At 66.6% G+C, this 22,878-nt stretch carries 22 protein-coding genes; 11 read left to right on the top strand and 11 right to left on the bottom strand.

The window, feature by feature from the left end:
- Nucleotides 1-148: 148 nt before the first annotated feature.
- Nucleotides 149-1,447 (top strand): replication-associated recombination protein A, encoded by a 1,299-nt coding sequence (locus tag N5D20_RS19195; RefSeq protein WP_279914601.1) that lies wholly within the window; start codon nucleotides 149-151, stop codon nucleotides 1,445-1,447.
- Nucleotides 1,448-1,636: 189 nt separating this feature from the next.
- Complete coding sequence (locus N5D20_RS19190; protein WP_054171720.1) at nucleotides 1,637-2,026, top strand: DUF805 domain-containing protein; 390 nt, start codon at nucleotides 1,637-1,639, stop codon at nucleotides 2,024-2,026.
- Nucleotides 2,027-2,099: 73 nt separating this feature from the next.
- Here the strand turns inward: N5D20_RS19190 and N5D20_RS19185 are convergent, their stop codons facing one another.
- Nucleotides 2,100-2,474 carry a hypothetical protein gene (locus N5D20_RS19185; protein WP_197578630.1) on the bottom strand — a complete coding sequence of 125 codons (375 nt, stop codon included), beginning with the start codon at nucleotides 2,472-2,474 and terminating at the stop codon, nucleotides 2,100-2,102.
- Nucleotides 2,475-2,754: 280 nt separating this feature from the next.
- Here N5D20_RS19185 and N5D20_RS19180 point away from each other — a divergent pair, with 280 nt between their 5' ends.
- From N5D20_RS19180 to N5D20_RS19140, 9 genes are all read left to right on the top strand, one after another.
- Nucleotides 2,755-3,783 (top strand): alpha/beta hydrolase-fold protein, encoded by a 1,029-nt coding sequence (locus N5D20_RS19180; RefSeq protein ID WP_197578631.1) that lies wholly within the window; start codon nucleotides 2,755-2,757, stop codon nucleotides 3,781-3,783.
- A gap of 122 nt (nucleotides 3,784-3,905) precedes the next feature.
- Nucleotides 3,906-5,282 (top strand): YncE family protein, encoded by a 1,377-nt coding sequence (locus N5D20_RS19175; RefSeq protein WP_197578632.1) that lies wholly within the window; start codon nucleotides 3,906-3,908, stop codon nucleotides 5,280-5,282.
- A 51-nt stretch (nucleotides 5,283-5,333) separates the two neighbouring features.
- Nucleotides 5,334-6,383 (top strand): ABC transporter substrate-binding protein, encoded by a 1,050-nt coding sequence (locus N5D20_RS19170; protein WP_197578633.1) that lies wholly within the window; start codon nucleotides 5,334-5,336, stop codon nucleotides 6,381-6,383.
- A complete protein-coding gene (locus tag N5D20_RS19165) occupies nucleotides 6,380-7,423 on the top strand; it encodes an iron ABC transporter permease (protein ID WP_049409841.1) in 1,044 nt (347 codons plus the stop codon). Before N5D20_RS19170 ends, N5D20_RS19165 begins: the two co-directional genes overlap by 4 nt.
- Nucleotides 7,420-8,181 carry a heme ABC transporter ATP-binding protein gene (locus tag N5D20_RS19160; RefSeq protein ID WP_021201792.1) on the top strand — a complete coding sequence of 254 codons (762 nt, stop codon included), beginning with the start codon at nucleotides 7,420-7,422 and terminating at the stop codon, nucleotides 8,179-8,181. Before N5D20_RS19165 ends, N5D20_RS19160 begins: the two co-directional genes overlap by 4 nt.
- A 64-nt stretch (nucleotides 8,182-8,245) precedes the next feature.
- On the top strand, nucleotides 8,246-8,995 hold the full coding sequence (locus tag N5D20_RS19155; RefSeq protein ID WP_197578634.1) for a hypothetical protein: 750 nt from the start codon (nucleotides 8,246-8,248) through the stop codon (nucleotides 8,993-8,995).
- A gap of 415 nt (nucleotides 8,996-9,410) precedes the next feature.
- On the top strand, nucleotides 9,411-11,447 hold the full coding sequence (gene fusA, locus N5D20_RS19150; RefSeq protein ID WP_197578635.1) for an elongation factor G: 2,037 nt from the start codon (nucleotides 9,411-9,413) through the stop codon (nucleotides 11,445-11,447).
- Between the two features lie 274 nt (nucleotides 11,448-11,721).
- A complete protein-coding gene (locus N5D20_RS19145; protein ID WP_005409616.1) occupies nucleotides 11,722-11,994 on the top strand; it encodes a hypothetical protein in 273 nt (90 codons plus the stop codon).
- Between the two features lie 110 nt (nucleotides 11,995-12,104).
- The gene (locus N5D20_RS19140) at nucleotides 12,105-12,860 is read left to right on the top strand and encodes a SapC family protein (protein ID WP_010485810.1); all 756 of its coding nucleotides are present in this window, start codon (nucleotides 12,105-12,107) and stop codon (nucleotides 12,858-12,860) included.
- Here N5D20_RS19140 and N5D20_RS19135 read toward each other — a convergent pair whose 3' ends face one another.
- The 10 genes from N5D20_RS19135 to N5D20_RS19090 form a co-directional block, all read right to left on the bottom strand.
- Nucleotides 12,861-15,185 carry an ATP-binding protein gene (locus N5D20_RS19135; RefSeq protein WP_197578636.1) on the bottom strand — a complete coding sequence of 775 codons (2,325 nt, stop codon included), beginning with the start codon at nucleotides 15,183-15,185 and terminating at the stop codon, nucleotides 12,861-12,863.
- A complete protein-coding gene (locus N5D20_RS19130) occupies nucleotides 15,182-15,928 on the bottom strand; it encodes a response regulator transcription factor (protein WP_279914599.1) in 747 nt (248 codons plus the stop codon). Before N5D20_RS19130 ends, N5D20_RS19135 begins: the two co-directional genes overlap by 4 nt.
- Before the next feature lie 53 nt (nucleotides 15,929-15,981).
- Nucleotides 15,982-16,500 carry a GNAT family N-acetyltransferase gene (locus tag N5D20_RS19125; RefSeq protein ID WP_057502829.1) on the bottom strand — a complete coding sequence of 173 codons (519 nt, stop codon included), beginning with the start codon at nucleotides 16,498-16,500 and terminating at the stop codon, nucleotides 15,982-15,984.
- 135 nt (nucleotides 16,501-16,635) lie between these two features.
- Nucleotides 16,636-17,169, bottom strand: a complete 534-nt coding sequence (locus N5D20_RS19120; protein ID WP_019337464.1) for a lipocalin family protein — start codon at nucleotides 17,167-17,169, stop codon at nucleotides 16,636-16,638.
- A gap of 8 nt (nucleotides 17,170-17,177) precedes the next feature.
- Entirely contained in the window at nucleotides 17,178-18,251 is a 1,074-nt protein-coding gene (locus N5D20_RS19115) for a class I SAM-dependent methyltransferase (protein WP_171954271.1), read from the bottom strand.
- Nucleotides 18,248-19,033, bottom strand: coding sequence for a DUF1295 domain-containing protein (locus tag N5D20_RS19110; protein ID WP_010485798.1), 786 nt, complete (start codon nucleotides 19,031-19,033; stop codon nucleotides 18,248-18,250). Before N5D20_RS19110 ends, N5D20_RS19115 begins: the two co-directional genes overlap by 4 nt.
- Nucleotides 19,030-19,578: a DUF2878 domain-containing protein gene (locus N5D20_RS19105; protein WP_019337466.1), complete on the bottom strand. Its 549-nt coding sequence runs from the start codon at nucleotides 19,576-19,578 to the stop codon at nucleotides 19,030-19,032. The genes N5D20_RS19110 and N5D20_RS19105 overlap by 4 nt, the downstream gene beginning before the upstream one ends.
- Before the next feature lies 1 nt (nucleotide 19,579).
- On the bottom strand, nucleotides 19,580-20,839 hold the full coding sequence (locus N5D20_RS19100) for a cyclopropane-fatty-acyl-phospholipid synthase family protein (RefSeq protein ID WP_197578637.1): 1,260 nt from the start codon (nucleotides 20,837-20,839) through the stop codon (nucleotides 19,580-19,582).
- Entirely contained in the window at nucleotides 20,836-21,603 is a 768-nt protein-coding gene (locus N5D20_RS19095) for a DUF1365 domain-containing protein (RefSeq protein WP_197578638.1), read from the bottom strand. Before N5D20_RS19095 ends, N5D20_RS19100 begins: the two co-directional genes overlap by 4 nt.
- Complete coding sequence (locus tag N5D20_RS19090; protein WP_197578639.1) at nucleotides 21,600-22,877, bottom strand: FAD-dependent oxidoreductase; 1,278 nt, start codon at nucleotides 22,875-22,877, stop codon at nucleotides 21,600-21,602. Before N5D20_RS19090 ends, N5D20_RS19095 begins: the two co-directional genes overlap by 4 nt.
- Nucleotide 22,878 lies beyond the last annotated feature (1 nt).

Here is a 22,878-nt window from a genome sequence, read left to right as displayed (position 1 = left end):
CAACCTTGGTTGACACGCTCTTGAACTGCCGGCCAGCGGCCGGCACTACCGGAATCGTGGTCACCCGGCGCGGTACAATAGCCGCGTGCCAAGACATCGCTCCACTTCCTTCCCTGGCCCCGATCTACTGAGCGTCGATCGGGAACACATGCGCCCGCTGGCCGAGCGCATGCGTCCGCGCACCCTCGACGAAATGGTCGGGCAGAAACGCCTGCTGGCGCCGGATAGTGCGCTGCGCCGCGCGGTCGAATCCGGGCGCGTGCATTCGATGATCCTGTGGGGGCCGCCCGGCTGCGGCAAGACCACGCTGGCGTTGCTGCTGGCCGAGTACTCCGACGCTGAATTCCGTGCCATCTCCGCGGTGCTGTCCGGCCTGCCGGAGGTGCGCCAGGTGTTGGCCGAGGCCGCGCAGCGCTTCGCCGAAGGCCGTCGCACCGTGCTGTTCGTGGACGAGGTGCATCGCTTCAACAAGGCGCAGCAGGATGCGTTCCTGCCGCACATCGAGCGCGGCACGATCCTGTTCGTCGGTGCCACCACCGAGAACCCGTCCTTCGAGCTGAACTCGGCGCTGCTGTCACGTTGCCGCGTGCATGTGCTGGAAGGCGTTTCGCCGACCGACATCGTCGAGGCGCTGGAACGTGCGCTGGGTGATCGCGAGCGTGGCCTGGGCGAGGAGGGCATCGAGGTCGCTCCCGAACTGCTGCTGGAAATCGCCACCGCCGCCGATGGTGATGTGCGTCGTGCGCTGACCCTGTTGGAGATCGCCGCCGAACTGGCAGGCGGGGAGGGCGGACGCATCACCCCGCAGACCCTGACCCAGGTGCTGGCCGATCGTACCCGTCGTTTCGACAAGGGTGGCGAGCAGTTCTACGACCAGATTTCGGCCCTGCACAAATCGGTACGCAGTTCCAATCCTGATGCGGCGCTGTACTGGCTGACCCGCATGCTCGATGGCGGTTGCGATCCGTCCTACCTGGCGCGCCGGCTGACCCGTATGGCCATCGAGGATATCGGCCTGGCCGATCCGCGCGCGCAGAGCATGGCGCTGGAAGCCTGGGACATCTACGAGCGGTTGGGTAGCCCGGAAGGCGAGCTCGCCTTCGCCCAGCTGGTGCTGTACCTGGCCAGCACCGCCAAGTCGAATGCGGGCTACGCGGCCTTCAACCAAGCCAAGGCCGACGTGCGCGAAAGCGGCACCGAAGAAGTGCCGTTGCACCTGCGCAACGCGCCGACCAAGCTGATGAAGGAACTCGGCTACGGCGCCGAGTACCAGTACGACCATGACGCCGAAGGCGGCATCGCGCTGGACCAGACCGGTTTCCCGGATGCGATGGGCGAACGCGTGTACTACAACCCGGTGCCGCGCGGGCTGGAGATCAAGTTGAAGGAAAAACTGGATCGGCTGCGCGCGGAGCGCGAAGCGGCGCGGACCGCGAAGGGCCGCTGACCCGGCTTCTGTAGAGTCGAGCCATGCTCGACTTCGCTCTTGCATGGGCTTACAGGTACCTATTGGAACAGCAGCCGAGCATGGCTCGGCTCTACAGGGGCAATGGCAGTCGAGCATGGCTCGTCGCCACATTGTCCTGCGCGCGTGCATTTGGCACACTGCGCGGCCACTTTTTCAAGGATTGATGCCGTGCAGGAAATGATTCTGCCGTTGAAGCGCTATGCCCAGTTCGAGGGCCGCGCCAACCGCCGCGAATACTGGATGTACCAGCTGTTCCTGTTCCTGGTCGCAACGGCAGTGATGTTGCTGGCCGGTGTGCTGGCGATCCTCCTGCGCAACAGTCCCGATGCGCTGGCCGGCATCCTGATCGGCACGGTGGTGCTGCTGGGTGTGATGTGGCTGGCGACGATCGTTCCGCTGGTTGCCGTGACGGTGCGCCGCCTGCATGACTGCAACCAGTCGGGCTGGCTGTTCCTGCTGGCGCTGGTGCCGGGCGGTGGGATCGTGATCATGATCTTCTCGCTGCTGCCGGGCACGCCGCAGGAGAATGTCTATGGTCCGGTGCCTTCGGGGCCCTGACGCTGCGCGAGTCGAGCATGGCTCGACTCTACAGAGGCAACGAAAAGAAGCCGGCGTTTCGCCGGCTTCTTCTTTACTTGACGGTGCAGTCGCCGAAGGACAGGTAGTCCGTGCCGGAGCTGAACTGCAGCGTGCAGCTGGCGGTGAACGTTGCGCCTTCTTCGAGGGCGCCCAGCTTGGCGGCCTGCTGTTCGTCGCCTGTGGTCAGTCGGGCCATGACATTGCCCTGTTCATCGCCGGCCTCGATCAGCGGCTCGCCTGCCAGGTTGCTGGAAACGCCCAGCGCCACAGCACTGAAAGTCACCGTCTGGTTGAGTTCTTCCATGCTCAGTGTCGAGTTGCCGGCCTCTTCATAGGCCTGGTAGAGCGTTGGCAGGTCCTGCGCGGCCTGTGCGGCCAGCGGGGCGAGCAGGCCGAGGGTAAGGGCAATCAGTGCGGTGTGTTTCAAGGGTTCTCACAATCATGGGATCCAATCCCATGGCGGTTGTACGCAGATGAACGCGACCGGACCGATGGCAGAGTGCCCGCCCTCCGTGGCCGGGCTGTAAGCGGGGCGATCCAATGCCCCGGTGGCCGGCAAAATAGGGGAAATGCCGTGCCCAACGCAACCGGGTCGTCGCACGCGCGATACACAGTGTGACGTTTGATCGTTGTGATAATCATTCGCGTTTAAGGTAGACTGCGGTCCCTTGTGAACCGGCGGCCGTGGGCCGCTTCTGCCGCCGCTGATGAAGCATCTCTACCTGCCTTCGCGCCGGGGGCCATTGGCCCGCGGCCTGGCCGCCTTGATGATGGGTCTGCTCCTGGCCACCCCGTATGCCTATGCACAGCAGCGCAATCCGCTGCAGAAGATCGGCCACACCGTGCTCGACGAGCCGGCGGCCAGCTATCGCTTCGAGCATTTCGTGGTGGACAGCCCGGACCAGCAGCGCCGTTGGCGGGTGAACCTGGCGATCCCGGCCAAGGCCGGCAAGACGCCATCCCCGGTGTTGTACGCGCTGGACGGGAACGCCGTCGCCATGGTCCTGGACCAGCCGCTGCTGGCCGAACTGGCCACGCGCAAGGTGCCACCGGTGCTGGTGCTGATCGGCTACGACAATGATCTGCGCATCGATTCCAAGGCGCGCACCCGTGACTACACCGCGTGGATCGACCGTGCCGACGACGAGAGCGGTACAACCCAGGTGGTCGGTGGTGGTGCCGCGGCCTTCCTGGATGTAATCGAGCGCCGCATCAAGCCGGAAGTCGAGCGTCGTGCACGCATCAATACGCAGCAGCAAGCGCTGTGGGGGCACTCGCTGGGCGGGTTGTTCGTGCTCAATGCGCTGTACACCCGTCCCGCCGCCTTCCAGTCCTATCTGGCGGCCAGCCCGTCGCTGTGGTGGAGCCAGGGCGCGGCGCTGGGTGATCCGGAACAGCAGTTCGTGCAGAACGTGCATGGCCAGCCGGCAAAGCTCTGGCTGATGCTGGGCGGCGCCGAGCGGGTCGGTGATCGTGGCAAGCGCGACATGAACAATCCGCGCGTGGTCGCGCACCTGCGCCGCATCGGTGGCGCCACCCCGGATGCGGCGATGCAGTTGTCCGAACGGTTGGCCAAGGTGCCGGGCCTGAGCGTGCAGTACCGCGAGTTCGACGGCCTCGGCCACGGCCCGATGCTGCCCGCGTCGTTCCATGCCGCGCTGCATGAGCTGTACGGCGTGACCGACCGCAGCGCCGACGATGGCGCGCCCAACAGCGGTGACAACGGCGCCGAATGAATCCCTTCGCACGCGATGTCGTGCGACCCCACTACCCAGGCGAGGCTGCCGACGTGCAGCGGCCCAGGCAACCGATGAATCCCGCGCTACGTGGCGCGGCCTACGTGTGCAAGGAGCCTTCCATGTCGTTCCGTCCGTCTTTCCGTCTTACCTCTCTCGCCGCCGGCCTGTTGCTGGCCGTGACCGCCACCGCGCAGCCGGTGTTCGATCAGCCAGCCAACGCCACCTTCAAGGGCGAGGTCGTCTCGCGCGGTGAGAACGTGGTTCCCGGCAGCACTGCCGACGTGGTCGGTCGCGGCTTCGTGCCGGGCCAGAAGGTCAGCCTGCTGCGTGGCGACAGCGTGCTCAACACGCAGCCGGTGGTGGTCGACGCTGATGGCAACTTCAAGACCCAGCTGAGCATTCCGGCCGATGCGGTGCCAGGTACCCACCCGGTGGTGGTGCGCGCCAGCCAGCCGGCTGCAGCCACCGTGCTGAAGCTGCGCGTGTCGCCGCAGCTGCCGCTGTCCGGCCAGGCGCAGTTCGCCACCCAGTCCAACAAGCTGGTGCCGGGCCTGTACCAGTCCGCCTACAGCGCCGCCAGCAATGCCGTGTTCGTCACCTCGGCCGTGGGCCGCCCGCCGGTGACCCAGTCGCAGCTGCTGAAGCTGGACCCGAAGACCCTGAAGGTGACCAAGGCGATCACCCCGGCGCAGGTGCCGGGCAGCACCAATGGTGCGGTGTACGCGGTCTATGGCGTGGGCGTGGATGACACCAACGGCAATGTGTGGGTGACCAATACCCGCCAGAATTCGATTGCGGTCTATCGCCAGAAGGACCTGTCGCTGGTCCACCAGTTCCCTGTCGATGCCGTGCCGCATGCGCGCGACGTGGTGGTCGACGGCACCCACGGCAAGGTATTCGCCTCGGCCACGGGTGAGGACCATCTGTCGGTGTTCGATGCGAAGACGTTCAAGGAACTGCCGCAGGTGACGCTGGAATCCGGCGTGGATGACGGCAAGTTCACCCCGATGAGCCTGGTGTTGGACGAAAAGGCTGGCAAGCTGTTCACCGTCAGCATCGGCACGCCGGAAGCAGCGGTGATCGATGTGGCCAGCGGCAAGGTCGAGAAGGTCATCGACCTGGGCAACTCGATCAGTGCCTCGGGCGTGGCCTTCGACGCCGCGCGCAACCGCCTGTACGTGGCCTCGCAGGGCACCGACAACCTGCTGATCGTTGATGTGGCCGCCGGCAAGGTGCTGCACGATGTGCCGGTCGGCGCCGGCGCGCTGAACGTCGCCTTCGATGATGCCTCCGGCCTGGCCTACGTCAGCAACCGTGGCGCTGGCACGGTCACCGTGGTGAACGGTGACGGCAAGGTGGTCGCCAACCTCGATGGCGGCACGCTGCCGAACCACGTCCGCGCCGATGGCAAGGGCAACGTGTTCGCGGTGAACAAGTCGCGTGGCGCTGAAGACCCGAAGGGTGACCGCATCACCCGTATCATCCCGAAGCAGTAAGTCACAGGGCAGGGCGGCGTGCGCGTCGCCCTGCCAGCAAGGAGAACGTCCATGAACATCGCGTCCCGTCTGCGCCTGTGTGCGCTCCCGCTGGCCGTTTCGCTGGCGCTGGCCGCCTGTGGCGGCTCGTCGGCTCCCTCCGATGGCAAGGCGCCGGCCGAGCCGCCCGCGGCAACGGCGGCGGCTGCGGAAACCGCGCTGCCGGCAGGTTGGCAGCGCGTGGCCGGTGCCGAAATGCCGGCCGTACACGACCAGAAGGCCGTGCTTCCGGCCAAGGTGCATTCCGATGATGGCGCCGACGTCGAAGTGGCCGACACCAGCCGGATCATTGCCGGTGGTGACGATGTCATCGCGGTGATCGAGGCGCTGGGGCTGGGCAAGCAGGTGTTCGCTGCGCCAACCAACACCACCACCCAGGCCGGTCTGGCCGCACCGCACCAGTTCCTGTTCAACCGAACCACTGGCGTGGAGGGCGTGCTGAGCCTGCAGGGCTCGTTGTTCCTCGGCAACAGCCTGCGCCGCCACACCGAGCTGGCCAAGAAGCTGCGCGAAGTGGGCGAGCCGGCCGTGGTCATCGATGACCTGCAGCCGGCCCCGGACAAGGTGCGCAAGGTCGCCGTCGCACTAGGGCTGGCCGAGGCAGGGCAGACACTTGCCACGCAGGTGCAGCGTCAGCTCGACGAGGCTGCAGCGATTGGCAAGGGCCTGGGCCATGCGCCACGAGTGATCCATGTCTCGGCAACAGGTGCCGGTGGCTCGCCGACCGTTGCGGGTGCCGACAGCGCGTCGGCGCAGCTGATCGCGTTGGCCGGTGGCGTCAACATCGGCACCGAGGCCGGGGTGAAGAACTACTCGCAGCTGAGCAATGAAGGCGTGGTTGCCGCGGCACCGGAGGTGATCCTGGTGACCGAGCACGACCTGCAGTTGTTCGGCGGTGCCGAAGGCCTGTGGAAGGCGTACCCGACGCTGAGGCAGACCCCGGCCGGGCAGGCCAACCGGGTCTGGGTGATGCCGGATGTGCAGCTGAAGTACACCAGTGTCGGCTCCGGTGCCGGTGCGCTGGCGCTGGCGAAGGCGTTCGCGGCGATGCCGAAGGCATGAGTCCAGCGGATCGGCGCCGCCGTCGCGGGCGGACGATGTTGATGGTGGCGTTGCTGGCACTGCTGGGTGCGGTGCTGGCCTCGTTCGCCGTGGGCCCGCTGCGGCTGCCGCCGCTGGAGGTGATGCAGGCGTTGGCGGTGAAGCTGGGCCTGCTCGATCCGCAGGCGGTCAGCAGCCGCGACCTCGCCGTGGTCTGGCAGCTGCGCATTCCGCGCGCCCTGTTGGGCGCGATGGTGGGCGCGTCTCTGGCGATGGCCGGTGCCAGCCTGCAGGGCCTGTTCGGCAACCCGCTGGCCGACCCCGGCATCGTCGGTGTCAGCCAGGGTGCTGCGCTGGGCGCGGTAGCCGCCATCGTGCTGGGCGCTGCCGGTGCGGCGGGCTGGCTGGTGCCTGTGGCCGCGTTCGTCGGCGGTGCGCTGGCGATCGGTCTGACGTATGCGTTGGCGCGGCCCGGCAAGGGCACGGGCAACGCAACGTTGCTGCTGGTGGGCATCGCGATGGCGGCGTTCTGCTCGGCGTTGATTGGATTCCTCACGTACATCGCCAGCGAGAGCGAGCTGCAGTCGCTGGTGTTCTGGCAGATGGGCTCGCTGGCGCGCGCCAACTGGGCCGACGTGGCGGCGGTGGTGCCGTTGTTTGCGATTGGCGTGTTCGCGTTGCAGCGGCTGGCCACGCCGCTGGACATGCTGGCGCTGGGCGAGCGCCAGGCACAGCACCTCGGGCTGGATGTCACCCGCACGCGCCGTCGCCTGGTGGCGTTCAGTGCGCTGCTGGTAGGGGCGGCGGTGGCGTTTGCCGGTTCGATCAGTTTCGTTGGCCTGGTGGTGCCGCACGTGGCGCGCCTGCTGGTCGGTCCCGGTCATCGCTGGTTGCTGCCTTTGTCCGGCCTGCTGGGCGCGCTGCTGATCGTGGTGGCCGACACCGCGGCTCGCACGTTGGATCCGCCGGCAGAGATTCCGCTGGGCTTGTTCTCGGCAGCGTTGGGTGCGCCGTTCTTCCTCTGGCTGGTGCTGCAGCAGCGCCGCAAGGCTGCCCCATGAGCGTGCTGTTGAAGCTGCATGAGGTAGTGGTCCGCCGCCAGCAGCGTGAAATCCTGCACGGTATCTCGCTGGCGTTCGAGCCGGGTACGGTGACCGCTCTGGTTGGCCCGAATGGCGCGGGCAAGTCCACGCTGTTGGCCGTCGCGGCCGGCGACCTGCGCGCTGATGCGGGCGAGGTGAGCCTTCTGGGCAAGCCGCTGGCCAGCTACAAGGCCGGACCACTGGCGCGCGAGCGCGCGGTGATGCCACAGGAGCACGGCGTGCGCTTTGCCTTCAGCGTGGAAGAAGTGGTGGCGATGGGGCGGTTGCCACATCCGCCGGATCCAGTGGTGGATGACGCCCAGGTGGAAGCGGCGATCGATGCCGCCGAACTGCAGGCGCTGCGCCTACGCGAGGTGCAGCAGCTGTCCGGTGGCGAGTCTGCCCGGACCACGTTCGCGCGCGTGCTGGCGCAGGACACGCCGCTGTTGCTGCTCGATGAACCGACCGCCGCGCTGGATCTGCGCCACCAGGAGCGCACGCTGCGCAGTGTGCGTGCCTGTGCCGAAGCCGGTGCGTGCGTGATCGTGGTGCTGCACGATCTGAATCTGGCGGCCGGTTATGCCGATCGCATCGTGCTGCTGGAGCAGGGCAGGGTGGCGGCCGACGGAACACCATTGCAGGTGCTGACCGAAGACAACCTGCAGCGGGTCTACCAGCAGGATGTGGTGGTGCTGGAGCATCCGCGGCGCGGGGTGCCGCTGGTGGTGGTGACCTGAGCATCAACGCGCTCTGCCAGGCGACGTATCATGTGCGGTTCGTTCTCTTCAATGGACTGATGCAATGATCCGTACTGTTTCACATGGCGTGCTGCTCTCGGCAATGGTCGCCTCCGTATGCGCCGCCAGCACTGCGTCGGCATCCTCGGTTTCCCTGATCAAGGCCGCCGAGCAGGCCTCGCTGATCGAGAGCCGGTATTCCGCTGGCGGGAGCGCTCCTGTGGTTCCGGTGACGACCCGCTATTTCGCCAGTGATGAAGTGCTCATCAGCTGGGACGACCAGCAGGTACTGATGTTGTGCAGGGAGGCGGTGTACCTTCAGATTCCTGCCGGAAAGGCAGGTGACGTTGCGCTGGCCACCGAACAGCGGCAGATGATTGCCTACCAGGCGCTGATGTCCGGAATGGGTTCGGTTGCGGCCGTGGCAGAAGCGGCGGGTGATTCCGTGGTGGTGGCAGACGACGGTAGCGAGACCCGTCGCGCGGGAGAGAGCAGCTGGGCCTACGGGGTGGAACGCCATGAAGTCACCACCCAACGCATGGCCGATGGCGCGCTGCGGATCCGGGCGCGCAAGACCGAGACCGTGAACAAGGCCAAGCCTGCGGAGCCAGGCGATATGTTCAGCACCGAAGACGACCAGGCTGCACGATTGTCGGAGCTGGCGCCGGTCGGCAGCTGGACCGAGGTGGTGATCCATGGTGGCCCGCGCCAGGCGCAGGTGGATCTGGCGATGTCGTTGAAGGGATGGATCTCGATGGGGGACGACCAGGCGGCGACCGTGGGTGAGGCGCGCAAGCTGCACAACTGCAACTAAGGCAGGGGAGGGGTCAGAGCCCTTGGCCGTCGCAAAGGGGTCCGACCCCGATGCCCGCCGGCTTCATCGTTCCATTTATGTGCGTAATATTCACTTGCGCGCCAGATTGGCAGGTCTAGAATGCGCCCCATGAACCGGATGCCGCTCCTGAAGTTTTTCACCCTGACCCGCGCAAGCGCGGAACGGGCGTGTCTGCCTGGAGCCCCACGAGGCCGTTGAAGCGGCCATCGCTGGACCTTCGACAGAGCGCCCTCCGGGGCGCTCTTTTCGTTTCCGCAGTTCCATTTCCCGTAACCCGATGTACCGCAAGGAGAACGTGCCATGCACCAGATCGCCGAGACCGAACGCTAGCCGCGCACCCTGTCGCCAACCGGGGTGCGCGGCCCCCGAAGTTGGCTTTGCAGGAACCTTTCTCATGAACACCCAAGTCCTTTCCCGCCGTCGCAACCTTGGCATCATTGCCCACATCGACGCCGGCAAAACCACGCTGACCGAACGCCTGCTGTGGAAAAGCGGCGAGATCCATCGCGTCGGCGAAGTGCACGACGGCAATGCGACCACCGACTTTTCGGCGATCGAGCGAGAGCGTGGCATCACCATCGGCGCTGCCGCCGTGCAGGCGCAGTGGGCGCCGCGTGACCTGCCGCCGCATCGGCTCACCCTGATCGACACCCCCGGCCACATCGACTTCGCCATTGAAGTCGAGCGTTCGCTGCGCGTGCTCGACGGTGCCGTGGCCGTGTTCTCGGCCGTGGACGGCGTGCAGCCGCAGTCCGAGACGGTGTGGCGCCAGGCGCGCCGCCATCGCGTGCCGCTGATCGCTTTCGTCAACAAGATGGACCGCGTCGGCGCGTCGTTCGAGCGCGTGCTGGAGCAACTGCAGGACAAGCTGCGGGCGCGGCCCTGGGCACTGGGCGTGCCGTTGGGCAGCGAAAGCGGCTTCAACGGCTGGGTCGATCTGGTCGATGAGCGCGTGCTGCAGTGGCAGGATGGCGCCGCAACCACGATGACCCCGTGGGACGACGCGGTGCGCGCCCAGTGGCAGGCACAGCGCGATGCGCTGGTCGAAGCCGTGGCTGATCACGACGAGCAACTGGCCGATGCCTGGCTGGAAGGCCGCGTGATCGATGCCGGGACGCTGCGTGCGGCGATCCGTCGGGCGACGCTGGCAGGTGCGGGCGTGCCTGTGCTGGCCGGTGCTGCGTTCAAGGACAAGGGCATCGAAACGCTGCTGGACGCCGTGGTCGATTACCTGCCGTCGCCGCTGGATCGCCCTGCGGTGAGCGCCGAGAGCGAAGGTGGCGAGGTGGTGCTGCCGCCGGATCCGGACGGTCCGCTGGCGGGCCTGCTGTTCAAGATCACCCACCAGCAGCACGGCGCGCTGAGCTTCGTGCGGCTGTACTCGGGCACTTTGAAGGTGGGCGACGCCGTGGCCAGTTCGCAGCATCCGCAAGGGCGGCGCGTCAGCCGCCTGGTTCGCGTGCAGGCCGACCAGACCCACGACATCGAACAGGCCGTGGCCGGTGACATCGTCGCGGTGCTGGGCTGGAAGGATGCGGTCAGCGGCGAGACGCTGAGCGGCCGTGCGCAGCCGCTGCGCCTGGAGAACATCCAGGCACAGGCGCCGGTGCTGGCGTGGCGGTTGGAACCGGCGCGTGCGGCCGACCTGATCCGGATGGCGCAGGGCCTGGCCAGCCTGGCCCAGGAAGATCCGTCGTTCCGCGTCGAAACCGATCGCGATACGGCGGAAACCCTGGTCTGGGGCATGGGCGAGCTGCACCTAGAGGTGATGGTCGAGCGCCTGCGCAGCGAATGGAAGGTGGATGTGGGCGTGGGCTCGCCGCGCGTTGCCTACCAGGAGACGCCGATGCGTGCGATGACCGGCGTCGTCGGGCGGCTGGTCAAGCAGACCGGTGGCCAGGGCCAGTTCGCGCACGTGGTACTGGATGTATTGCCGCGCGAGGACGACTTGGTGGTGTTCAACGACCGCATCGTCGGTGGCGTGGTGCCGCGCAGCTTCATCGCGGCGGTGGAAAAGGGCGTGCGTGCCGCACTGTCGGAAGGGCCGCAGGGTCATCCGGTGGTCGGTATCGAGGTCAGTCTTGTCGATGGCCAGACCCATGCCAAGGACTCGTCGGAGATGGCGTTCCACCGTGCGGGTGCCGAGGCGATCAAGGCGGCGCTGGCCGAGGGTGGCACGCAGCTGCTGGAACCGGTGATGGCGGTGACGGTGCATTCGCCATCAGCGTCGGTGGGTGATGTGGTGGGCGACCTCAACCGTCGCCATGGTCGCATTGCCCGCATCGACGACCAGGACGGTCGCGCCGAGGTCAGTGGCTTTGCGCCGCTGGCGCAACTGGTGGGTTACACCACGTCGCTGCGTTCGCTCAGCCAGGGGCGGGCGAGCAGCGAGGCGCACCTGCACGGCTATGAGCCGGTACGCGCTGCATGAGGAAGGTGAGGGGAGCCCGTTCGCGGGCTCCCTTTTTTTTGTGGTCGGGAACGCGCATCCACGCATGGCGCGGATCTACTGGGAGTTGGCGGGTTTCCGTATCCACACAAGGCGCGGCGATTCCGCAGTAGATCCACGCCATGCGTGGATGGAGCCCTCGGCATGCGATTTTTTGCATTGCATCGCAACAAAACTGCAGAAAAGGCTGGATTAAAGTGATGCCTCACGATAAATTGCGCACCCCCCGTTGCTCGCCGCCGCCCGCACCCCTCTCATGCGTGATGACAAAGACCCCGGAACCCTGGAGCTGACCCTGCCGCGAAAGCGCGGTCGTCCGCCCAAGTTCGGGTACGCCATGAGTGATGCGCAGCGGGCCGCGCGCTACCGCGCGCGCCGGGCAGGGCAGGCCAACCACGCCGATGTGCGCTCCTGCTCGGACATGGTGCTGCTGGACAAGATCCGCGCCGCAGTCAGTGCGCGCGACACCGAGCTGGCCGGTTTCCTGGTCCACGTGCTCTGGCAGCGCTACCCCCTGCAACTGAAATAGGCCGTCGGTGGGGTGGCCGTTGTCATCGAGCTTGTTGATAATGCGGGATTCAGGTTGTTCCCGCTGGCGCGCCCGGGATGGCAGGCGCGCATGATCGAACGGTTCCCAAGATGACGACCACCAGCGACACCACCACCGAAGCGGCGCCGAGCAGCGCCCCCCTGTTCTACACCCGTCCGGTGCCGCTGCAGGCCGATGTGCATGCCGATCTGCGCATCCTGCCGGGCAAGCTCGAGTTTGCCGCCGGCAACAACGCCATTCCGCTGGTGCTGGGCGAGTTCTCGCTGGCCCTGCACCACTTCCCGATCCTGTTCGCTGGCCCGACCGCCGTGCCGATGGCCGCCGTTGGTGTTTCCGACCAGAACCTGTTCATCAAGGACGGCCTGTGGGAAGACGAGGCCTATATTCCGGCCTATCTGCGTCGCCACCCCTTCATCTTCATCGACACCGGTGCGGACAACGACTTCCTGCTGGGCATCGACGAAGAGAGCTCGCGCGTGGTCAAGGGCGGTGACGAAGGCCAGCCGCTGTTCGTGGACGGCAAGGCCACCGACATGGTGCAGCAGGCGCTGGAGTTCTGCGGCCAGTACACCCGCGAGCATGAACAGACCCAGGCCTTCTCCAAGGCCCTGATCGACAACGGCCTGCTGGTCGAGCGCAATGCCACCGTGCGTACCCCGGATGGCCGCGAGTTCAATCTCAACGGCTTCCTGGTGGTGGACGTGGAGAAGTTCGTGGCGCTGCCGGAAGCGACCGTGGTCGAGTGGCACCGCAGCGGCTGGTTGGCGCTGATCCATCAGCACCTGATGTCGCTGGGTCGCTTCAACGACCTGACCCGTCGCCAGGTCGAGCGCCTGGCGGCCTGATCAGGCCGATGGTGCGGCTTCCGCCCTGCGGGAGCCGTGCCACTGCTGCAATCCCTGCAGCAGCCGCCGCGCCTGGACCCAGTCGGGCGCGGCCTCATGCCCCATCTCCCACAGAGCGGCCGCCATGCCGGCCTGATCCATTGCCCGGCACATCTGCAGCGTGCCCTGCAGGCGGTGCGCATGGTGGCGTAGTGTCGCAGCATCGACGTCGTGCACGGCCTGTTCGATCCTGGCCAGCTCATAGGCAATGTCCGCAGCGTAATCCGGCTCGACGCCAGGGGCGTCATCGGGCGCAGTACGGTGCGCCGGGGGCGGAAGGCCCAGTGCCTGCAGCAAGCTCGCAACCTGCAATGGCTTGACCAGGATGGCGTCGAATCCGGCTCTTCGGCAGCGCGCCGCATGGCGGCGCCCCATGCGGGCGGACAGGGCAATCACTCGCAGGGGGGGCTCTGCCTGCGCGCGCAGCTGCTGCGCCAGAGCGTAGCCATCCGAGTCGCGAAGCCCGATGTCCAGCATGACCGTGGCGCGCGGTCGTAGCGCGTGCTCGGCCAATGCGGTGTCGGCATCGGCAACCGCGCGTACATCCGCACCCAGCCGGCGCAGCTGCTCTGCGACGATGTGCCGGCTGAGTGCATGATCTTCGACCAGGAGCAGGTCGATGCCGGCCAGTGGTGTCTGCTGCAGCGGCTCGATGGGTGGCGGATCGCCGTGGACGGCGCGGACCGGCAATCGCAGGGTGAAGCGGCTGCCGCGCCCATGCACGCTGTGTGCGGTCAGGTTGCCGCCCATGGCAACGGCCAGTTCGCGCGCGATCGTCAGGCCCAGCCCGGTGCCGCCACGTCTCTGGCCATCCTCGCTCTGCTGGAATGGCCGGAACAGAAGCGCCAGTTGAGCGGGCGCAATGCCGATGCCGCTGTCGATCACATCCAGCAACAGCTCCCGGGGAGACAGGGCGGGCGATAGTTGCAGGCGCACTTCGATACCGCCGACATCCGTGAATTTCAATGCATTGCCCAGCAGGTTGTCGACAATCTGGCGTAGTCCATCGGCATCCAGCGCGACCACCGGCGCTGGATCAGGCGTGCGATCGAGCTGGAGTGACAGGCCTCTCCGTAGTGCCTCCGGCCGGATGGCTTCCAGTGCACGGGCACAGAGTTGACCGACGTCACAGGGCACGGGATGCGGCCTGAAGCTGCCGCTGGCAAGGCGCGAGAACGCCAGTGAGCGATCGAGCAGCCTGCGCAGCGACTGGCCGGCAGCAAGCGCTGCCGCGAGCAGTTCGCGCTGCCCCTTGGGCAGGTGAGACTGGCTTAGCAGGTCGATCGAAGCCAGAATCGTCTGCGCGGAATTCCGCACCTCATGGCTGATCATCCCCGCCGCGCGCCCCAGGCGGCGTTCCGTGCGGCCGATTCGCCAACGTAGCGCCTGCCAGAGCACGGGCAGGCCGATGAGTGCCGTGGCCAGACACAGCAGCCATCGCAGGAGCGGGAGGCGCATCTGGTCAAGTGTGCTCTCGATGGATGCGGGCAGCATCTGCTGTGCCCACAACTCCAGCAGCCCTGCGTGCTCTTCGAGCGTGATGGCGCGCAGCGCCTGATCGATGCGCGCCAGCAGTTGCTGGTCCTCGCGGCGGACAAACAGGTGCAGATCGGTGGAAAAATCGCTGTCGAACGGGTGCAGTTGCAGGTTGCCCGCGAAGTGCTTCCGGATCATCGACTGCAGCGTTGCTTCCAGGCCGATGGCCGCATCGGCGATACCGCTCTCCACGGCGGCCAGCGCCGCATGGCGGTCGTGAAGGCGCAGCAGGTGGATCTGAGGATGGTGGGTCGCCAGCCAGTCGGCATAGGGGCCACCGTCAACGACGGCCAGCACCTGCGTCCTCACCCCGGTGACGTCACGGGGTGGGCGCTCGCCTTTACGCGTGGCCAGCACCGTCTTGCCGCCATGGAAAGCGCCCGATGCCACCAGGTCGGGACAGGGGAGCGGGCGACGCGAAGGGCTGCCCATGACCAGCACCAGGTCGGCCTCGTGCCGGCAGACGGCAGCGACCGCCGCGCTCGTGCTGGTGTAGGTGAGATCACGGAAGCGCAGGCCGGAATGCTGAGCGACAAGGTCGGCATAACCATGGGCGAGGGTGAGGGGCGTGCTTGAATCTGCCAGCGCTGCAGGTAGCGGGCGCAGTGATGGCGCGGTGGCGACCCGCACTTCGCGGCCGGCGGGCCATCGCTGCAGTTGCGCATCCTCGGCCGAGGCTGCGGGCAGCAGGATCAGGGCCAGCAGCAAGGTGCACGAAGTGCGCAGGCGGAGACGAGCGCGGCGCCTCATCGCACCTCCAGCTGCCGCCGCAGTGCATAGATCTCCACGTCATTGCGCAACCCGAGCTTGCGCAGGGCGGCGATCTTCTGGGTGCTGACCGTCTTGACGCTGCGATGACGGTGCAGCGCGATCTCCGAGACGGTCAGGCCGGCCAGAAGCAGGTCCAGCACTTCGCGTTCATTGCGACTGAGCTCCTGGCGGTTGGCCGGGAACAGGCAATCGGCGGGCAGGCGGCACAGTCCCTGCGAGATGCGCACGATGGCTTCAGACAACATCTCCAGGGGCTCGGACTTGCTGACCACGCCGCTGATGCCGGCCGTCAGCAGGTGGTCGATGCGGGTGGTTGGCGTCAGCGTGGCGAAGGCGAGCAGGGGAACATGAGGAAAACACTGGCGCAGCAGGGAGACCAGTTCATCACTGCTGCGGTCGCCGGGCGCCAGGGTGAGATCGATGATGGCGACATCCACTGCCAGCTGGCGCAGGCTGCTAACGAGCTCATCGCTGCGGGTGTGACTGGCGACGATATCGAAGCGGAGGTCGCGGGACAGGTGCAGGACGGTGCCGCGGCGGACGACTTCGTGATCGTCGAGGAGTGCCAGCCGCAGTCGGCGCGGTGCAGGGTATCCATTCATGCGCTGGGAGGTGATCGGCGCCCGAAGGGCGTGGCGATCATTCTGGCGCTGCTGTCGCGTCGAGCATCGAATTTGTTGGATTTTTGCGATTATTCCTAAGGGTCGATGTGCAAGACCCATCAATCCAGTGTTGCCGATTGATGCAGTGGATCGTCAGGCCACAGTCAGGCCCTTCAGGGCACGTCGCCCCCGCTGCGCAGGTCGCGGGCCATTTCGCTGGTCGCAGCCCATCCGAGATCGGCATACAGGGGCTTCCCTTGGGCAGTAGCGTGCAGCACCGCGTAGGCCACCCCTCGCCCGGCGAACGCGTGGTCGGCCAGCTTCATCAGCTGGCGGGCGATGCCGCGACGCCGGTAGCCGGGGTCCACGTAGACATTGAGTACGTAGCCGCGCGAGTCCTGCTCTGGATGGGCGGGGTGGGGCGGCCAGTCGATCAGCATCAGGCCGATGCCTGCGATGGGTTGTCCATTGTCGGAAAGGACATGGCCGAAGTAGTCGCCCGACATCAGGCGCGGCTCCAGCCATCTACGGAACGGGGCGGCCATCTGCTGCAGGACCTCTTCGCTCCGGCCGCTCTCACGGAACATCGCTTCACGGTGGGCACAGATGAGGTCGAGATCGCACGGAAGGATCTGCCGGACGACGAAGCCATTCCAGGAGGCTGTGATGGTATTGTCCGGAGTGCTGTCCATCGATCGTGTATCCGTTCAGACCCTGCTGGCTTGCCCAGCATCGTATCTGAAGGGCGCATGGTGAAAGCACCACGTTGCAATGATTGATGATCGATTGTTGCTCCAGGACGATCCACCGGGGACGAGGGTGCGGTGTCATCGCACCGACTGCGGCACCCGCCTCAGCGTGCGGGTGTCGTAACCCATCGCCGCAATCCGCTCGACTGCCTGCTGGTAGTCTCTGTCCGACACCTGCGGGGTGCGGGCCATATACCAGACGTAATCACGCTTGCTTCGCGCCACGATGGTCTGGCGGTAGCCTTCGTCGAGCCAGGCGATCACGTACTCAGCCTGGATCGGCCAGATGAACTGCATGCCCCAGATCGCGCCATTGCCTTCCTTCTCGACACGGCCGATGGGGTGCATCGACTTCTGTGGCGCATCAAAACTGCCCTTGCGATAGGTGAAGGTGGTCTGGATGCGCCCATCGGAGCGCAGGGCATAGCTCTCCACGGCGTCGAAGGCCTCGCGTTCAGGGCGCGATGGGATATGCGCGATCACGTACCAGTCACCCATGAAACGCGGCACATCCACCGATGACGGACGCGGCAGTGGGCGCGTGTCGCTGGAGCTGCAGCCGGAACCGAACAGGCCGATCGCGATCAGGGGAAGCAGTGGAAACTTTCGCATGTCACACCTCAGCGGGGCCGGAACAGGTAGTGGGCCACCAGCCACTGCTGGCCGTCGTCGTAGCCGAACAGCTCGGCGCATGCCATCCAGAACATCCGCCAGCGTTGCCACCAGATGCGCGCAGCCGCCGGCCCATAGGTCGCCGCCAGTATCGGCATCACCCGGTCGCGTGCCGCATCCTGATTGGCCAGCCAGTGCTCGGCGGTGCGTTGGTAGTGGGTGCCGTCCAGCAACCAGCGCTGATCCAGCCGCAGGTCGCGCTGGAAATGCAGAAGGGTATCGGCGGCCGGCATCAGTCCGCCGGTGAAGAAATGGCGGCCCATCCAGTTGTCGCCACCCTCGGTTTCGAACGGGTACATCAGCGTGCGATGGGCAAAGATATGCACGAACAACGCACCGTCTGGCTTCAGCCACTGCGCGATGCGCGCCAGCAGGCGCTCGTAGTTGCGCACGTGTTCGAACATCTCGACCGACACGCAGCGCTCGAAGCGTGCCGTGGGCAGCTCAAGCTGGTTGACATCGCGGGTGATCACCTCGACGTTGCGCAGCCCCCTGGCTTCACACTGCGCCATGATGTGCTGGCGTTGGCTGTGCGAATTCGAAACGGCGGTGATGCTGGCCTGCGGGTAGCGTTCTGCCATCCACAGGGTCAGTGAGCCCCAGCCGCATCCCAGTTCGAGAATCTGCTGGCCATCGGCCAGGCCTGCGCGCTGGCCGTACAGTTCCAGCATCGCGTCCTCCGCCTGGTCCAGCGTTTCGCGCCCGGTTGGGTAGTAGCAGCTGCTGTACTTCAGTCGCTTGCCCAGGCAGGCCTGGAAAAAGGCTGCTGGCACTTCATAGTGCTGTCGGTTGGCTGCGTCGGTGTGTAATGCGAGTGGGCTGTCGGCCAGCTCGGCGATGCTCCGGCTGAAGCGCGCCGACTGGCCTTCGATGCCACCCTCGCTTTCCTCATGCAGGCGTCGCGCGCACAAGCGGCGGATGCCGGCACGCAGCGCCGCATCGGGGACCAGCCCGCGTTCGGCCCAGGCGATCAGCCCGGTTTCCGCGTCTTCGGCAGGATTCAGTGAGGGGATCGCGTTCATGCGGAATGCTCCTTGGAAGGGCGGGGGAACCAGGGAAAGAACATCGGCGTGCTGCGCTGATAGGCCTGGTAGTCGTCGCCGCGGCTGCGCAGGGCCTGCTTCTCGGTGAACGGGATGCCGCTGAGATAGCGCAGGAACACATACATCAGCACGGGGCCGAGCCAGGCCAGCCACCACAGCGGGGAGCCGACGGCCAGCAGCACGTAGGTGAACCAGTGCAGCCACTCGAAGAAGTAGTTGGGGTGGCGGGAATACCGCCAGAGTCCATCACGGCAGGTGCGGCCCTTGTTCGCCGGGTTGGCGCGGAACCGGGCCAGCTGCTGGTCGGCCAGCGATTCTCCGCCCACGCTCAGCAGCCAGACGAGCGCAGCCGCCATCACCCAGGGTGCCGTGCCTGCGGTTTGATTGGCGGCGACCGCGACGAAGGGCAGGGCAAACAGCACCACCAGCAGTGCCTGTGCCATGAAGAACCCGAAGATCTTTCCCTGGTGTCCTTGCCAGTGCTCACGAAGGTAGCGATAGCGCCCGTCCTCTTCTTCGTGCCGGACCCGGTGCCAGAGATGAAGGGCCAGGCGACCGCCCCACAGGCCACCGAGCACAGCCAGCGCCACCCGTGGCGTGACCGCACCCTCGCCCAGCAACGCCAGTAGCAGCGCGGCGGCGCCCACGCCCTTGGCCCAAAGTACGTCCACAACGCCGATGTTGTGGTGGCGGCGCTGCCAGGCCCAGCCCCAGCTCATCACCAGTACCGCGTAGAGCAGCACCCAGAGCAGGTTGATCATGATGACGCTCCGACCAGAGGTGGTTGTGGCGTGGTACGCGGACCGCCACGGGCGGCGCGGCACAGGAGGGAAAGCGCAATGGCCCAGCCTGCGCCCAGCACCAGGACGCCATGCCACATCGGGCTGTTGAACTGCACCGCATCGAATCCACGCGCGGCCGACAGGTAGGCCAGTGGCGCCAGCAGCAGGCCGAACAGAGGCGGCAGGGCAGGGTGTCGCTGAAGGAAGCGCATCGAGGTGGTCAGGGTCATGGCGAATGCCGCCCACAAGGCCATGATCCAGGGCGGCGGCGCCCATCCCAGCGGGGCAGCGGCGTAGCGCACGGTGCCGCTGGCGGCCGCAGTGGCATCGACCAGCCAGGCGCAGGCCAGCGCAAGCACCAGCAGCCGCAGGTCCAGTCGCGGATGCGCCGACGCCAGCAGCTGGCTGCCGATGTAGAGCGACGCGGCCAGCAACGCAGGCCACTGCCAGCCGCGGCCCGCGCCGGCTACCGCGCACAGCCAGACCAGCTGGTTGCCAAGCAGATTGGGCCAGAACCGGCGCATTTCAGTTGCCTTCACCCGGTGCGCCCGCGGGCCGATGGCCCGGGCGCGCCAACAACAGATGCGAGACGCCGATCGAACGCTCCAGGAAACCGCCTTCGCAGTAGGCCAGGTAGAAATCCCACAGGCGGCAGAAGCGGGCATCGAACCCCTGCGCCTGCACGGCAGGCAGCTGCGCAAGGAAGCGTTGGCGCCAGGCGCGCAGGGTCAGCGCGTAGGAATGGCCGAAGTCCTGCTGGGCGATCAGCTGCAGGTCGCTGGAACGCGTCTTGGCGGCCATGATCGCGTTGATCGATGGGATGAAGCTGCCGGGGAACACATAGCGTTTGATGTAGTCGACGCTGCGCCGGGCCTGCTCGTAGCGATGATCCTCGATGGTGATGGCCTGCAGCAGGGCAACACCATCGGGCTTCAGCAGTCGCTGCAGCGTGGCCATGTAGGTGTCCAGGTATTCCGCGCCGATGGCTTCGATCATCTCGATCGATACCAGCTTGTCGAACTGGCCCTGCAGGTCACGGTAGTCCTGCGTCAACAACGTGACCCGGTCCTGCAGTCCTGCGTCCCGCACGCGCTCGGTGGCCAGCGCATGCTGCTCGGCAGAGATGGTGGTGGTGGTGACATGGCAGCCATAGTGCCGGGCGGCGTGTACCGCGAAACCGCCCCAACCGGTGCCGATTTCCACCACCCGGTCGCCCGGCTTGAGTTGCAGCTGGCGGCAGATTCGGTCCAGCTTGCGGCGCGAGGCGGACTCCAGTGATTCGGATTCGCTGGCGAACAGCGCCGACGAATACATGAGATCCGGCGACAGGAACAGGGCAAAGAAGTCGTTGCCCAGGTCGTAGTGGGCGGCGATGTTGCGCCGGCTGCCCTCACGGCTGTTGCGATGCAGCCGGTTCCAGCCGCGCAGCAGCCAGCCAGCCACACGGGCTGGGCCCTGCTCCATGCCATCAAGCAGGTCGCGGTTGCGCACCAGCAGCTGTATCAGCGCGACAAGGTCATCACAGTGCCAGTCGCCCTGGATGTAGCTCTCGCCGGCGCCGACGCTGCCCTGCGCAGCGACCTTCCGGTAGAACGCGGGATCTTCGATGGTCACCGTCACCTGCAGCCCGGCGTGGGCGTTGCCCAGCCGGACCTCGCCAAGGGCATCGCGCACGCACAGGTGGCCATCGCGCAAGGGGGCAAGCTGCGCCAGCAGGCGGCGGCGCAGGAAGGCGTCCAGCGCGCCGGGGCGCGGCAGGGTCACCGAAGGCGTCATCGAGTTCATCGTGGTTTCCCAGCAAGGGTGGGGTGGTCGTGTACGGGGTTGCGCTTCAGCCACAGCCGCAGCGCGTGCCAGTGGATGGCTGCCACCACCTGGGTGGTCATCAGTGGGTAGCAGGCGAGGACCCGCGCCAGCCCGCGGCCATCCAGGCGGCGGCGGCGCATCGTCTGGGTGGCATCGAACTGCCGGATGCCGTCGCGCCAGACCTGCATGTGCACGCGCAGGTCCTTTTCGGGGCTGTTGAATCGCCAGTCGTAACGGCAGTCCATCGGCATGAATGGCGAAACGTGAAAGCGCTTGTCGAACTGCCAGCGCAGTGACGTGCCTTCGTGGACGGCCGTAGCGACCGGCAGCACGTAGGCATGGCGTTCCTTCCAGGGCGTGTTGGTGATCTCGGCCACGATGCAGTCCAGCGTGCTGCCGTCGGCGTGGTAGCAGTAGTAGAAGCTGACCGGGTTGAATACATGCCCGGCAAAGCGAAGGTGGGTGAGCAGGCGCACCGGCCCCGAAGGTCGATGACCGAGCGTCTGCGCGGCGTGGTCGCGCACGGCATCGGCCAGAGGCTGTGCCGGATCGCCGAAATAGTCGCTGCGCCGGAACTCGGCAAGGTTGCGCCGATTGACCGACCACAGCCAGCGTCCCGCAAACACGGTCTCCAGCTCATCCAGGTCGAGCAGAAGCTGCGCAACGGGGTAACGGAACGCATGCGGGTGCGGGTGATGCCGGCGGTGCATGACCTGCCCGAAATAGAGTGCGCTGGCGCTCATGCCGCCACCTCGCCCGGTGCGGACACCCTGCGATGCGGTGCGCAGGACTCCAGCGCATCCACCACGCGGTGGGCGCTGCGGATGCCATCTTCATGGAAGCCCCAGCCCCAGTAGGCCCCTGCGAACCAGGTGTGGCGATGGCCCTGCAGCTCTGCCCAGCGCTGCTGCGCGCGAACCGCAGCATGATCGTGCACTGGATGGGCATAGTGCAGCGTGCGCAGCACCCTGGCCGGATCGATGGCCTCGCTGCGGTTGAGGGTGACTACCAGCGGCGTGCTGCCGGGCAGGCCCTGCAGCAGGTTCATGCAGTAGCTTACCGTGCAGGGCGCCGCTGGATCCTGCGGGACATGCGCGTTCCAGGCCGCCCAGGCCTTGCGGTTGCGCGGCAGCAAGGATGCATCCGTGTGCAGTACCGCCTCGTTGGATTGGTAGCGGATGGCACCCAGTACCTCGCGCTCAGCGGGGTCGGCATCACCCAGCAGGGCCAGCGCCTGGTTGCTATGGCAGGCCAGGATGACTTCGTCGAAGGCCTCGACGCCTGCGGCGCTGTGCACGCGTGCGCCCCTAGGCGTGCGTTCCACCCGCTGCACCGGGCACTGCAGGCGCTCATGCACCCGCCAGCGGCGGCGCAATGCATCCACGTAGCGGGCCGAGCCGCCGGTAACGACCCGCCAGGACGACCGCCCGGTCATCTGCAGCATCTGGTGGTTGGCCATGAACTGGGCCAGATAGCGCGCGGGGAAGTCCTGCACCGTGGCGGTGGGCGACGACCACAGCGCCGAGGCCATCGGCAGCAGGTGCTCTTCAATGAAGGCCTCGCCGTAGCGCTGATCTCGCAGGTACTCGCCCAGCGTTGGACCTTCCTCCTCGGCCAGCAACAGCGGGGCATCCCGGTAGAACCGGCGCAGATCGGCCAGCATGCCCCAGAAGCGCGGCGATACCAGGTTGCGTCGCTGGCAGAACAGGCCATCCAGCGAGGTGGCGTTGTACTCCACGCCGCTGCGTTCGCTGTGCATCGAAAAGCTCATCGTGGTCGGCTGCGACGCCACTCCCAGCTCTTCGAACAGCGCCGTCAGCAGCGGGTAGTGCTGGGGATTGAAGACAATGAAGCCGGTGTCCACGGCCATGCGCGTGCCGTCTATCTGCACGTCGTGGGTATGGGTGTGGCCGCCCAGGTAATCGTTGGCCTCGAACAGCGTCACGTCGTGCCGTTCCTGCAGCCACCAGGCGCTGGCCAGCCCAGAGATGCCTGAACCGATGACGGCGATACGCATG

This window comes from Stenotrophomonas sp. GD03877 (assembly GCF_029840555.1).
GTDB classification, from domain to species: Bacteria; Pseudomonadota; Gammaproteobacteria; order Xanthomonadales; family Xanthomonadaceae; genus Stenotrophomonas; species Stenotrophomonas geniculata.
This window is presented reverse-complemented; position numbering and strand designations above follow the sequence as displayed.

What these genes read in the sequence shown, in the direction of transcription:
- N5D20_RS19180 (WP_197578631.1), top strand. Translation starts at nt 2,755, where the DNA reads ATGAAGCATCTCTACCTGCCTTCGCGCCGGGGGCCATTGGCCCGCGGC.
- N5D20_RS19155 (WP_197578634.1), top strand. Translation starts at nt 8,246, where the DNA reads ATGATCCGTACTGTTTCACATGGCGTGCTGCTCTCGGCAATGGTCGCC.
- N5D20_RS19115 (WP_171954271.1), bottom strand. Translation starts at nt 18,251, where the DNA reads ATGAACGCGATCCCCTCACTGAATCCTGCCGAAGACGCGGAAACCGGG.
- N5D20_RS19100 (WP_197578637.1), bottom strand. Translation starts at nt 20,839, where the DNA reads ATGAACTCGATGACGCCTTCGGTGACCCTGCCGCGCCCCGGCGCGCTG.
- N5D20_RS19120 (WP_019337464.1), bottom strand. Translation starts at nt 17,169, where the DNA reads ATGCGAAAGTTTCCACTGCTTCCCCTGATCGCGATCGGCCTGTTCGGT.
- N5D20_RS19170 (WP_197578633.1), top strand. Translation starts at nt 5,334, where the DNA reads ATGAACATCGCGTCCCGTCTGCGCCTGTGTGCGCTCCCGCTGGCCGTT.
- N5D20_RS19095 (WP_197578638.1), bottom strand. Translation starts at nt 21,603, where the DNA reads ATGAGCGCCAGCGCACTCTATTTCGGGCAGGTCATGCACCGCCGGCAT.
- N5D20_RS19135 (WP_197578636.1), bottom strand. Translation starts at nt 15,185, where the DNA reads ATGAGGCGCCGCGCTCGTCTCCGCCTGCGCACTTCGTGCACCTTGCTG.
- N5D20_RS19140 (WP_010485810.1), top strand. Translation starts at nt 12,105, where the DNA reads ATGACGACCACCAGCGACACCACCACCGAAGCGGCGCCGAGCAGCGCC.
- N5D20_RS19160 (WP_021201792.1), top strand. Translation starts at nt 7,420, where the DNA reads ATGAGCGTGCTGTTGAAGCTGCATGAGGTAGTGGTCCGCCGCCAGCAG.
- N5D20_RS19090 (WP_197578639.1), bottom strand. Translation starts at nt 22,877, where the DNA reads ATGCGTATCGCCGTCATCGGTTCAGGCATCTCTGGGCTGGCCAGCGCC.
- N5D20_RS19195 (WP_279914601.1), top strand. Translation starts at nt 149, where the DNA reads ATGCGCCCGCTGGCCGAGCGCATGCGTCCGCGCACCCTCGACGAAATG.
- fusA (WP_197578635.1), top strand. Translation starts at nt 9,411, where the DNA reads ATGAACACCCAAGTCCTTTCCCGCCGTCGCAACCTTGGCATCATTGCC.
- N5D20_RS19130 (WP_279914599.1), bottom strand. Translation starts at nt 15,928, where the DNA reads ATGGGTCTTGCACATCGACCCTTAGGAATAATCGCAAAAATCCAACAA.
- N5D20_RS19165 (WP_049409841.1), top strand. Translation starts at nt 6,380, where the DNA reads ATGAGTCCAGCGGATCGGCGCCGCCGTCGCGGGCGGACGATGTTGATG.
- N5D20_RS19175 (WP_197578632.1), top strand. Translation starts at nt 3,906, where the DNA reads ATGTCGTTCCGTCCGTCTTTCCGTCTTACCTCTCTCGCCGCCGGCCTG.
- N5D20_RS19105 (WP_019337466.1), bottom strand. Translation starts at nt 19,578, where the DNA reads ATGCGCCGGTTCTGGCCCAATCTGCTTGGCAACCAGCTGGTCTGGCTG.
- N5D20_RS19110 (WP_010485798.1), bottom strand. Translation starts at nt 19,033, where the DNA reads ATGATCAACCTGCTCTGGGTGCTGCTCTACGCGGTACTGGTGATGAGC.
- N5D20_RS19125 (WP_057502829.1), bottom strand. Translation starts at nt 16,500, where the DNA reads ATGGACAGCACTCCGGACAATACCATCACAGCCTCCTGGAATGGCTTC.
- N5D20_RS19145 (WP_005409616.1), top strand. Translation starts at nt 11,722, where the DNA reads ATGCGTGATGACAAAGACCCCGGAACCCTGGAGCTGACCCTGCCGCGA.